A 12,256-nucleotide genomic window follows, 5' to 3' on the forward strand; every position below is an offset into this window, starting at 1 on the left:
ATGTGCCTCCCGGGGCAAAACCACGGAAGGCACATGAACTTCGGATAAACAAATCGGGAGGAGCGCTCACGCCAACCTGAAACAGAGCGCCGTGCGGAATGTTCCGGTCGGGACTACTCCGCCGCTTCCATCCGCGCCGGATCGTAGTTCAATATCGGCGCCAGCCACCGTTCGGCGAACGCGACATCCCATCCCTTTCGGAACGCATAGTCCTCGACCTGGTCCCGTTCGATCTTGCCAACGCCGAAATAGTGGCTGTCGGCGTGGCCGAAGTAGAGCCCCGACACGGACGAGCCCGGCAGCATGGCGCGGCTTTCGGTGAGCTGGATACCCGTCAGGCGCTCCGCGTCGAGCAGTTTGAAGAGCGTATCCTTCTCGGTGTGATCGGGCTGTGCCGGATAGCCCGGAGCGGGACGAATGCCTGAATACTTCTCGGCGATGATATCTTCGACACCAAGCGCTTCGTCCGCGGCATAGCCCCAAAGATCCTTGCGCACGATCTCGTGCAGCTTCTCCGCGAAGGCCTCGGCCAAACGGTCCGCAAGCGCCTGGGACAGGATCTTGTTGTAGTCGTCCCCTTCCCGCGCATAGCGGGCCGCCAGTTCGTCCTCGCCGTGACCGGAGGTGACGGCAAAACCGCCAACCCAGTCCTTCACGCCGCTTTCCAGAGGGGCCACGAAGTCGCTGAGCGCCACGTTCGCGCGCCCACCTGCGGTTCGGGCCATCTGCTGGCGCAGGGTGTGGAACGTCGCAAGCGTTTCAGACCGGTTTTCATCGGTGAACAGGCGGATATCGTCGCCGACCGCGTTGGCGGGCCACAGGCTTGCGACGCCCCTTGCCGTCAGGAGTTTCTTCTCAACGATCTCGTCGAGCATGCGCCGTGCGTCGTCGTAAAGCGCCTTGGCTGCCGGACCGTAGCGGTTGTCGGTCAGGACCGCAGGATAGCGTCCCTTGATCTCCCAGGTCGCGAAGAAGGGCGTCCAGTCGATCAATGGCACCAGGTCTTCCAGCGGGAAGTCGTCGAAAACCGTCGTTCCGGGGGTCTTCGGCGCGACCGGAGGCTTGCCTGCGAAATCCGGCTTGAAGGCGTTAGCCCGCGCTTCCGCAATCGAGGTGCGCTGCTGCTTGCCCCGGCCCGCGGCGTGTTTTTCGGCGATATCGGCATATTCGGTGCGGATTTCCGAAAAATAGGGATCCCGCGCGCCTTCGCTCATCAGCTTGGAGGCAACACCGACCGCACGCCCAGCATCGGTCACGTAGATCGCCTGGCCGCGTTCGTAGTTCGGATGGATCTTCACCGCCGTGTGGATCTTGGACGTGGTCGCGCCGCCGATAAGAAGCGGCATCTCCATGCCTTCACGCTCCAGCTCGGCGGCCACATGGCACATTTCGTCGAGCGAGGGCGTGATCAGGCCGGACAGACCGATAATGTCGACCTTTTCCTGCCGTGCCGTTTCGAGGATTTTCGCGGCAGGAACCATGACCCCGAGATCGATGACCTCGAAATTGTTGCACTGGAGAACCACGCCGACGATGTTCTTGCCGATGTCGTGGACATCGCCTTTCACCGTCGCCATCAGGATCTTGCCGGCTGAAGACTGGCCGGTCTGGCCCAGTTCTTCCTTTTCCTTCTCCATGAAGGGCATCAGGTAGGCGACCGCCTTCTTCATGACACGGGCGGACTTGACCACCTGAGGCAGGAACATCTGGCCGGAACCGAACAAGTCGCCGACCACGTTCATGCCGTCCATCAGCGGCCCCTCGATCACATGGAGCGGCCGATCGAAGGACTGGCGGGCCTCCTCCGTATCCTCTTCGACGAAGTCGGCAATGCCGTGCACGAGTGCATGCTCCAGTCTCTTGGCGACGTCGAAGGTGCGCCATGTGAGATCGGCTTCCCGTTTCTTGCCACCCTCGCCTTTCCAGCGCTCGGCGGCTTCCAGCATGCGGTCGGTCGCGTCGTCGCAACGGTTGAGAACCACATCCTCGCACAGCTCGCGCAGTTCCGCGTCCAAGTCGTTATAGACCGCGAGCTGGCCTGCGTTGACGATGCCCATGTCCATGCCGCGCTTGATGGCGTGGTAGAGAAACACGGAATGCATCGCCTCGCGCACCGCCTCGTTGCCGCGGAAGGAGAACGACAGGTTCGACACACCGCCCGAGACATGGGCATGGGCCAAGTTCTCGCGGATCCAGCCGGTCGCCTCGATGAAATCGACGCCGTAATTGTTGTGCTCCTCGATCCCGGTCGCGACCGCGAAGATGTTCGGATCGAAAATGATGTCTTCCGGCGGAAAACCGACCTTTTCCGTCAGGATCTTGTAGGAGCGCGCGCAGATTTCGGTCTTGCGCTCGAAGGTGTCGGCCTGCCCGGTCTCGTCGAAGGCCATGACCACGACGGCCGCGCCGTAGCGGCGGACTTTTTTGGCTTGCTCGATGAGAGCCTCTTCGCCCTCCTTCATAGAGATGGAATTGACGACGCCCTTGCCCTGGATGCATTTCAGGCCAGCCTCAATGACGCTCCATTTGGAACTGTCGATCATCACCGGCACCTTGGCGATGTCCGGCTCGGCAGCGACCAGATTGAGGAAGGTGACCATGGCTTCTTCCGAATCCAGCAGCCCCTCGTCCATGTTGATGTCGATGATCTGTGCGCCGTTTTCCACCTGCTGGCGGGCGACGTCGAGCGCCGTGGAATAGTCGCCTTCCTTGATCAGCTTGCGGAAGCGCGCCGACCCGGTGACGTTCGTGCGTTCGCCGACATTGACGAAGTTGGTTTCCTTGGTGACCACGAAAGGCTCGAGGCCGGAAAGACGCATATGCGTCTCGACAACCGGTATGACGCGCGGCGCCTTGTCGGCCACGGCTTCCGCGATTGCCTTGATGTGGGCGGGTGTGGTGCCACAGCAGCCGCCGACTACATTCACGAGCCCTGCGGAAGCGAACTCCGCGACAAGACCGGCCATATGCTCCGGGCTCTCGTCATATTCGCCGAACTCGTTCGGCAGGCCGGCATTGGGATAGGCGCAGACCAGCGTGTCGGCGACCCGGCCCAGCTCATCGATGTGGGCACGCATTTCCTTGGCGCCGAGCGCGCAGTTGAGGCCGATGGTGAGCGGAGACGTATGCCGCACCGAGTTCCAGAAAGCCTCCGGCGTCTGCCCGGAGAGCGTGCGGCCGGACAGGTCGGTGATCGTGCCTGAAATCATCACCGGGAGGATCTTGCCGGTCTCCTCGAAGACCTCATCGATTGCGAAAAGCGCCGCCTTGGCGTTGAGCGTATCGAAGATGGTCTCGACCAGGATGATGTCTGCACCGCCCGCGACAAGACCGCGTACGGCTTCGGCGTAGGCGATACGAAGATCGTCAAAGGAAACAGCCCGGTATCCGGGATTGTTTACATCCGGAGAGATCGACGCGGTACGGTTGGTCGGCCCGAGCGCCCCGGCGACAAAACGCGGCCGGGACGGGTCCCTGGCCGTGACCTGATCGCAGGCTTCGCGGGCGAGCTTCGCGCTTTCGAAGTTGAGTTCGTAGGCGAACTCCTCCATGCCGTAATCGGCCTGGGCGATGGTGGTGGAGGAAAACGTGTTGGTCTCGACGATATCCGCACCAGCTTCCAGATAATCGACGTGGATCTTGCGGATCGCGTCCGGCAGGGTCAGGCTCAGGATATCGTTGTTGCCCTTGATGTCGCTCGGCCAGTCGGCGAAACGCGTGCCTCTGTAGTCGGCCTCCTCCAGCTTCAGAAGCTGGATCTCCGTGCCCATGGCCCCGTCCAGGACGAGAATGCGGCTCTTGGCAAGGTCGCGGAGGCGCTCGAAGGCGTCTGACTTGATCACGGGTTCTTCCTTCCAGATAGACTGGTCTGCTTGTGTAACGGCGCCTCAATGCACAGAGTCGCCAGTTGATTTGCTGTTTTGTCCCAACGGGTGCGGCTTCACCCTTCACTCCCGTCCCGGGTGCGAAGGGTAGCGGTAGGGTTCCCTTGCCGGGGCGTTGGAGACCACCCGGACAAGGTTCGCTGTTTCTTCTAAATGGAAGGAGCCTCCCCTACCCCTTTCAAGCCGCCAGATCTTCCCGCGTCTCCGGCTTTCCCATGCCCAGCATATGGCAGATGGCGAAGGTCAGGTCGGCGCGGTTCATGGTGTAGAAATGGAAGTCGGCGATGCCGCGGTCGACAAGGTCCATGACCTGCTCGCAGGCAACGGCGACACCGACCAGCTTGCGCGTTTCCGGATCGTTCTTGAGCCCGGCGAAGCGGCGGGCGACCCATTGGGGGATCGAGGTGCCGCATTTGGCCGAGAAAACCATGGTCTGCTCGAAATTGTGGATCGGCAGGATGCCGGGAACGACCGGAATGTTGATGCCCGCCGCCGCGATCCGGTCCAGATAGGCGTCGAAGAGATCGTTGTCGAAGAAGTACTGGGTGATGATCCGATCCGCACCCGCGTCGACCTTGCGCTTCAGATTGTCGATTTCGCTCTGCCAGCTGCCGCTTTCCGGGTGTTTTTCAGGGTACCCGGAGACGGAGATGTCGAAATTCGCGATTTTCTTGACGCCCTCCACGAGATCGGACGCATAGGCATAACCGCTCTCATGAGGCACATAGCGCGAACCGATGCCTTCCAGCGGATCGCCGCGCAGCGCCACGAGGTGACGGACGCCGAGATCCCAGTAGTCCTTGACGATGCCGTCTACTTCTTCCTTCGAAGCGCCGACGCAGGTCAGATGCGCGGCGGGCGCAAGATCCGTCTCCTTCAGGATCCGGTCGACCGTCTTGTGGGTGCGCTCGCGAGTCGAACCGCCGGCACCATAGGTCACGGACACGAAGGACGGACCGAGCGGCTCAAGCCGTTCCACCGTGCTCCACAGCGTCTCCGCCATCTTGTCGCTCTTTGGGGGAAAGAACTCGAAGGACGCCGTGATCGGCGAAGCGGCAGCCTGATGGGAACGGCGCGGATGAATGGCAGACATGTTATGCGACCTCTCGGGACGTATTTTGCGCAGGCAGGTCCGTGACGATCCGGCGGTCACGGGCAAGCCACAGTGTAACGGTTAGGTTGGTATCGTTGTCTTCACCCGGCACGAGGTCGGTGACCTCCTCCAGGTCCAGTTCTAGCGCCTCAAGCCAGCGCTCCATCTGCTCCCGGGAAAAGCCGAGACGGCGATGGGCATGCTTGTCGCGCAGGAATTCAAGCTCGTGCGGGGCAAAATCGACGATCAGCAGACGACCGCCGGGCCTCAGCGCTCGTGCGGCCTCCGCCAGCGCGCGGGCAGGTTCCGCCAGGAAATGCAGCACCTGATGGATCGCCACCACATCGAAGGACCGCGGTGGCACGTTCAGGGCATAGACGTCGCCATGGCGCACTTGCGCGTCACTCAGTCCCGCCTTGGCCAGATTCGCCCGGGCGACCGCGAGCATGTCGTGGGAGGCGTCGACGCCGAGGGCGGACCGGTATTGATCCTTGAAGACTTCCAGAAGCCGGCCGGTGCCGGTACCCAGATCCAGGAACGTCTGGAACGGCTTGTCGCCGAGCGCCTTGCGCATGGCGGCTTCCACGGCGTCTTCGGAGACATGCAGGGACCGCTCCCGGTCCCAGGTCAACGCCCGGGCGGCAAAATAGGCGGCCGCTTCCTCGGCCTTGGCTTTGCGGACAGCCTGGAAACGTTCCTGATCGGCGGCAAACACCGGATCTTCGGCGGAAATGCGCGCCACCAGGTCGCGGGCCAGATGCCCTTCGGGACCGTCGGCCAGCCGGTAATAGACCCAGGAGCCTTCGGGGAAACGCTGGATCAGGTCGGCCTCGGCAAGAAGCTTCAGGTGGCGGGAAATGCGCGGCTGGCTCTGCCCCAGGATCGCGGTTGCGTCCTTGACCGTCAGTTCGCTTTCCGCCAGCAGCGCCACCAGACGCAGGCGCGTCGCCTCGCCGACCGCCCTGAGGGCGGCAAGGGTGTCATCCAGGGAAAGGGTCTGCTCTTCGGTCATGCGCTCAGCCAACAATGTCGATATAAAGATATCTTTATATCATATCGACAGGCGATACAAGAGGCAGCGCTCCGCTACTTACGAATTGGTTCACAATCCCCTAATCCGGAAACTGACGGCTTGTCAGACGGCCCTGCGAGACAGTTGAACCAAGGCAAGGAGAAAATTCGGCTTGATCCGGGCCGGCTTCCAGAGGACAACTTAACGTTACGGGAGAGAATTGTTTTCCACGGCCTTCGCGAACGGGCCCCGGCGCAAAAACGGGAAGAAGGCCGCCGCTCCGATCCCTTCCGGAACGGAGTTCGGTTAAGAAACAAATCGAGAGGACACGTCCATGAATTGCAGAGCCGTCATTGCAGGTTTCAGCACCGCATTTGCGGCCGTGTTCATTTGGACCGCGAGCGCTTTCGCACAACCCGCGCCTCTTGCTTCCTGGAACGACGGCGCGTCCAAACAGGCCATTGTCGAATTCGTCGAGGCTGTCACGGCCGATGGCGGCCCGGACTATGTCGCACCGGCCGACCGGATCGCCACATTCGACAATGACGGCACGCTTTGGGTCGAGCACCCGATGTACACCCAACTCGCCTTCGCACTCGATCGGGTCAAGGCCCTGGCTTCGGAACACCCGGAATGGAAGACCACCCCGCCGTTCCAGGCCGTTCTTGAAAACGACATGGAGGCCCTCGGCAGGTCCGGACACAAGGGGCTCATGGAGATCATCGCCGCGACCCATGCAGGCATGAGCACCGACGCGTTTGAAAAGATCACCTCCGACTGGATCGCGACAGCAAGACACCCGAGATTCCACAGGCCCTATACCGACCTTGTTTATCAGCCGATGCTCGAACTCCTCGATTACCTGCGCGCAAACGGCTTCAAGACCTTCATCGTTTCCGGCGGCGGCATCGAGTTCATGCGGCCGTGGACCGAGGAGGTCTACGGCATTCCGGCGGAACAGGTCGTCGGCTCATCCATTGTGACCGAGTACACGGTCGTCGACGGCCTGCCAGAACTGATGCGCTTGCCGGAGATAGCCTTCGTCGACGACAAGGCCGGAAAACCGGTCGGAATCCTGACCCATATCGGCAAACGCCCGATCGCCGCCTTCGGCAATTCCGACGGCGACTACGAGATGCTGCAATACACGACGGCAGGTCCCGGCAAACGCCTCGGCATGTTCGTTCACCACGACGACGCCGACCGGGAGTATGCCTATGACCGGGACACTCATTTCGGCAGGCTCGACAAGGGGTTGGACGACGCCTCGAAGGAAGGCTGGCACCTGATCAGTATGAAAGACGACTGGAACCAGATTTTCCCCGGGAAATAACTCCGTGCGGGCACAGACTTCTTTCGGCCTCACCGCCGCCGGTTACCCCCTCGCTGTCACGATCGCTCTGATCCTGGCATCGCTTGTCTGGGGCGGTGCGGCTTTGGGCCAAGAAAACGCGCCCGCCTCCCCGCCAGCCCATGTCGGCACGCCCGTCTGCTCGGGATGCCACACGGAGGAAGCAGCCGCCTGGAAGCAGTCCCATCATGCGAAGGCCTGGATGCTCCCCGGCCCTGACAGCGTCGACGGTGACTTCGACAACGCGCAATTCACTCACAAAGGCAGGACGAGCCGTTTCTTCGAAGCGGAGGGCGCCTATTTCGTCGAGACGGAAGACGTCCCCGGCGAGCCGCAGACCTACAAGGTTGTCGGTGTCGGCGGGATAGCCCCGTTGCAGCAGTATCTCGTGGAAACGGAGCCAGGACGCTTCCAGTCCTTAGACATTGTCTGGGACCAGGAACAAAGGCGCTGGTACCATCTTTATGGCGAAGAAGCGCCACCTCCCGACGACGGCCTGCATTGGAGCGGTCCCTACAAGACCTGGAACAGCCGCTGCGCGGAATGTCACGCCACCGGCTTTGAGAAGAACCACGATCTTAGAACGAGGTCCTATTCCAGCAGGCAATCGGAAACCGGTGTCGGCTGCGAAGCCTGCCATGGCCCCGGTGAAGCGCATCTGGCCTGGGCAGCGAATCCGCAGACCTATGAGGCAAGTCCCTTCCCCGGCACGGGCGCACGCGGACTGGTCATCGGTTTTGAAAAGGATCTGCCGGAAACGGAGATCCAGCAATGCGCAGGCTGTCATTCACGGCGGGAAGCATTTCAGGACGGCAATCCCCTGCCCGGAACGCCCTATCACGACGCCTATCGTCTCGCCCTGCTGCGCCCGGGTCTCTATCATGCCGACGGTCAGATCCTCGACGAGGTCTATGTTTACGGCTCCTTCCTGCAATCGAAAATGTATTCCAGCGGCGTACGCTGCTCGAACTGCCACGAACCGCACAGCGGACAGATGAGTGCGGAAGGCAACGCGGTCTGCACCCAGTGCCATTCACCGGCCGGGAACGCCGAGTTTCCCATGCTCACAAGGAAACTCTACGACGACCCCAGCCATCACTTTCACGCAACAGGAACGCCTGGCGCCGAATGCAAGTCCTGCCATATGATCGAGCGGACCTACATGGGCATCGACGGGCGGCGCGACCATTCCTTCCGCGTGCCGCGCCCGGACCTGTCGGCGAAGCTCGGCACGCCAAATGCCTGTACCGATTGCCACAAGGAAAAGGCCCTGTCCTGGGCAGCGGGCGAAATTGCAGATCGGTTCCCGAACGCGAAGCACAGGCCCGCGCACTACGGCGAGGTTTTTGCAGCCGCCCGGCAGCAACGCGGCGCCCACGAGGAAGACCTGCTGGCGGTCGCGGATCAAAGGACGTTCCCCGGGATTGTCCGCGCCACGGCCCTGGAACTGCTCCAGGCAAGCGCCGCACCGGAAGTCGCCGGCAAGGCAGCGCCGCTGATCGAAGACGACGACCCGCTCGTGCGTGCCGCGGCCGTCGCCCTGCAGCTTCACGCGCCTCCGTCTGAACGGCTGCAGCGGATCGCACCGGCACTTGACGACGAATTCCGCTCCGTGCGCATGGCCGCCGCCCGGCTGTTGATCGGCGCGCCCATAGCCCAATTGCCGAAGGCGGCGGCCGAAGCCGCCGGTCGCGCCACACGGGAGTGGCAAGTGTCTCTCGCCAACAAGACCGACTTTCCCGAAACCCATCTCGCATTGGGGGGCATGGCCCTGTCGATGCGCAATCAGAATGCAGCTCTCGCCGCTTTTGAGGAAGCAACCCGGCTCGATCCTCAATTGATCGACGGCTGGATCATGCAGGTCCGTGTCAGGATGGCCATCGGCGATCTCGCAGGCGCGCAAAAAGCGCTGCAAAAGGCTCTCCTGGCAAACCCGGAGGATCCCAGCCTGAGCGCATACAAAACGCAACTTGGACGCTGAAGACAATACGATCGCAATACAATTGCAATTTAGCAACAGTCTTGAAGACCTTTGAACAAGAGGCTGCGAAGCAGGACCAATCAGCGAGAAACAGTGTTATGCTTCTAAGAGCCGAAACTATTTCGGAACACAGATCTTCCCCTAGGAGACTTCAGGCGATTTAGCGTGGGGCCGAACCGGAAGGTCTCCTTGAGCCGGCAAGAGCGGGGCAGGAACGATGCTGAAAGATGGTCTCTCAACACTCGCGGGCGCCGTTGCGATCGTTGCAACTCAACTACCGGCTCTGGCGGCTGACCTGCCATTGGAGCCGCAGCCGGCGCCTTCCCGGATCGTGGAAGACCGCTGGACCTTCAAGGTCACACCCTATCTTTGGGCGGCGTCGCTAAACGCCGAAACCCGGGCGGGCGACAGCCTGGAACTGCCGTTCCGCGATGTGCTGAAGAACCTCAACATCGCCCTGATGGCGACGGCAGCGCTGGAAAAGGGACGGTTCGGGTTCTATTCCGACCTTGTCTACATGCATCTGGAAGGCTCTGAATCGACGACGGCAAACCTCGTCAACGGTCCGTTGAATGCAAGGCTGGACGTGACGATGCAGAGCTTCATCACGACCAATTCCCTGGGCTATGCGTTTGTCGAAACACCGAGCACCGAAATCGCCGGGTTCGGCGGCTTTCGGTATCTCTGGCTGAAAACCGACCTCGATTTCTCCCTTGGCGGTTTCAGTGCCAGCGCCAGCACCGACGGCCAGGTAATCGATGCGGTCGCCGGCCTGCGCGGAGAAACCAGGTTGGCGGATCGCTGGTCCGTCGTCTATTACGGCGACATCGGCACCGGCCAGTCGGACCTGACATGGCAACTCTACGGCGCGGTTGGCTACGACATGAAATATCTGGATCTGTTTGCCGGCTACCGCTACATGGGCTGGCGCTTCGACGACGTGGCCAACCTCGACAGTCTGGACGTTCACGGCCCGGTCATCGGCGCGCGCTTCCGCTTCTAGCGCAGCCGCAGCCGGCCCAATTCACCCCTTTTTGCCGGCCAGCATGTGATCGAACCGCCCTTCCTGAACGCAGGCGGGCAAATCCTCCGGCGGGATGAGGTCCGTTCCTAGCAGTTCGCGCTCGTAAAGCTTGAAAATGTCGCTGGTATCGACGGTCTGTCCGTGAACCACAGAGGCGAGTTTGGTCCTGAAGGCCTCCAGTCCCCCCATGGACGAGAAGTGCCATCCGGCGTCGGGAATGATTTTCACCGGCCGGCCGATACCCGACAGGCTGTTGTTCCGGATCCTCAAGAACGGCTGGGTCACAAAGCCCGGGACATAGGCCTTCTTGGTCATTCTCGCCTTGGTCCGGCGTAATTGCTGCGGTGTCGTCAGGTATTTCTTCTCAATCATCCGCGAGCCCAAAAGCCAGGTCTTGTCCGGAACGACCCGGTTCAGATGATGCTTGTACAGACCCTGTTCGAACACCAGCAGCCTGCCCTTATAAAGCCGCCTTTCCAGAACCGTTTCAAGGACCGATGCCCGAACGATCTCGTCGACATCGGAAAGCAGGATCAGGTCGTCGCCGTCGCAATCTTCAAGCGCACGCGCGATGCAGTTGCGCTGAAAGTTCTCCCGCTCCCAGTCTTTCTTGCGCCGGTGCTGGTAGACGCCGAGTGCCGGAGGCAATTCGTCGGGAAACTCGACCTGCACATCGATTATCTTGTCCGCCCAGGCTGAAAAACGCTCCCGGTTTTCCTTGAAATAATAGGGTTTTTCCGTGCCGCGCTGGGTCTGATTGGCCTCCACCAGAACGAAACGGTCGACGAACGGTCCCATTTCGCGCAGGCGGATTTCCAGAAGGTCGAACTCGTTATGGAAGACGAAGCAGTCGAAAAGTTTCACCTGGGGCTCCTCACAAGCTCTTCCAAAGCCTGAACTGGGCGCGCATCGCTTTTTCCTGGAGGAACCGTATCGTCTTGAACATGGGCGACAACGTAAGGCCGGCGGACGGATGGGCACCGGACAGGAACACCTCCTCGAAGCGTTTCATCACCGGTTCGGGACGGTAGCCCTCGACCGAAGTCCGCGCCAGCTCTCTGTCTTTTGAACTCGGCTGGTACTGCGTCAGCAGCCGCACCAGATCCCCTCGCGTCCGGTAAAGCCACTCCGTCTTCGGCGTCATGCGGACATGGTTCCGGTCCATCCCGCCGGCCCAGCTGAACACGGGTTTGCCGAGCATCAGAAACTCCGCGATCGCCAGCCCGAAGCTCTCGCCGATCTTCTTGGCGTTCAGCCCGGCATCGCAACTCGCAATGAACCGCGCCTTTTCCTCAGGATCGACGATGGAGGGCAGGAAGAGCGCACGCGGATGATCGACAAATTTTTCCGTGTTGACGAACAGGAAATAGAGATCCGGCCTCTTTTCAAGCGACACCTCGACCGCCTTCTGGGCGAAAGGAATGTTGAACTGGTCGTAGCCTCCATAACGGCCGACCACGAAGGCGGTGTCCGGAATGTTCAACGCCGGGCGAAGGCTTCCCACAGCCTCCGGCAGATCCACGATATGCGGCACGGCCGGCGCCTGTCCGCCACTCATCCAGTCCGCCAGCCAATCCGAGACATAAGCGTAGACGTCACCGTGGGGCTCGAAATGGCGGAACACCGCATGAATGCCCGAGCGCCCACCGGCAAGGTCCAGAGGCCGTTTCCGGCCCTCGCGGATGTAATAGCAGAAGTCGAGCTGATACGGTTCGCTGACGGTCCGGCCGTCGTCACCGGAGGAGATCGGCACCAGCCGCAAGGTCTTTTTGAATTTCTCGACCACTTGCGGAGCGCTCTTGGCTTCGCTGTAGAAGACCACCGCCTCGTGGCCGAGAACATCCTGAACGCCGCGGGCATAATCGTAAATCGCGACGCTCATGCCTCGCTCGTTGATGCCCCCAGCCTGAA

At 61.3% G+C, this 12,256-nt stretch carries 8 protein-coding genes; 3 read left to right on the forward strand and 5 right to left on the reverse strand.

Going from position 1 to position 12,256, the window contains the following annotated elements; translation table 11 throughout:
- Positions 1-113 precede the first annotated feature (113 nt).
- From metH to JF539_RS12960, 3 genes are all read right to left on the reverse strand, one after another.
- Complete coding sequence (metH, locus tag JF539_RS12950; protein WP_207141090.1) at positions 114-3,842, reverse strand: methionine synthase; 3,729 nt, start codon at positions 3,840-3,842, stop codon at positions 114-116.
- 220 nt (positions 3,843-4,062) lie between these two features.
- Positions 4,063-4,977, reverse strand: coding sequence for a methylenetetrahydrofolate reductase [NAD(P)H] (gene metF / locus JF539_RS12955; RefSeq protein ID WP_207141091.1), 915 nt, complete (start codon positions 4,975-4,977; stop codon positions 4,063-4,065).
- Between the two features lies 1 nt (position 4,978).
- The gene (locus JF539_RS12960) at positions 4,979-5,989 is read right to left on the reverse strand and encodes an ArsR/SmtB family transcription factor (RefSeq protein WP_207141092.1); all 1,011 of its coding nucleotides are present in this window, start codon (positions 5,987-5,989) and stop codon (positions 4,979-4,981) included.
- Positions 5,990-6,323: 334 nt separating this feature from the next.
- On the opposite strand from JF539_RS12960, the gene JF539_RS12965 reads away from it, so the two are divergent.
- From JF539_RS12965 to JF539_RS12975, 3 genes are all read left to right on the forward strand, one after another.
- Positions 6,324-7,322 (forward strand): HAD family hydrolase, encoded by a 999-nt coding sequence (locus JF539_RS12965; protein ID WP_207141093.1) that lies wholly within the window; start codon positions 6,324-6,326, stop codon positions 7,320-7,322.
- 4 nt (positions 7,323-7,326) lie between these two features.
- Positions 7,327-9,321 carry a multiheme c-type cytochrome gene (locus JF539_RS12970; protein ID WP_207141094.1) on the forward strand — a complete coding sequence of 665 codons (1,995 nt, stop codon included), beginning with the start codon at positions 7,327-7,329 and terminating at the stop codon, positions 9,319-9,321.
- A gap of 217 nt (positions 9,322-9,538) precedes the next feature.
- The gene (locus JF539_RS12975) at positions 9,539-10,324 is read left to right on the forward strand and encodes a hypothetical protein (RefSeq protein ID WP_207141095.1); all 786 of its coding nucleotides are present in this window, start codon (positions 9,539-9,541) and stop codon (positions 10,322-10,324) included.
- Between the two features lie 21 nt (positions 10,325-10,345).
- Here the strand turns inward: JF539_RS12975 and JF539_RS12980 are convergent, their stop codons facing one another.
- Positions 10,346-11,209 (reverse strand): hypothetical protein, encoded by an 864-nt coding sequence (locus JF539_RS12980; protein ID WP_207141096.1) that lies wholly within the window; start codon positions 11,207-11,209, stop codon positions 10,346-10,348.
- A 10-nt stretch (positions 11,210-11,219) separates the two neighbouring features.
- Positions 11,220-12,227, reverse strand: a complete 1,008-nt coding sequence (locus tag JF539_RS12985) for a hypothetical protein (RefSeq protein WP_207141097.1) — start codon at positions 12,225-12,227, stop codon at positions 11,220-11,222.
- Between the last annotated feature and the right edge of the window lie 29 nt (positions 12,228-12,256).

Source organism: Roseibium aggregatum (assembly GCF_017309185.1).
In the GTDB taxonomy this organism is placed as follows: Bacteria; Pseudomonadota; Alphaproteobacteria; order Rhizobiales; family Stappiaceae; genus Roseibium; species Roseibium aggregatum_B.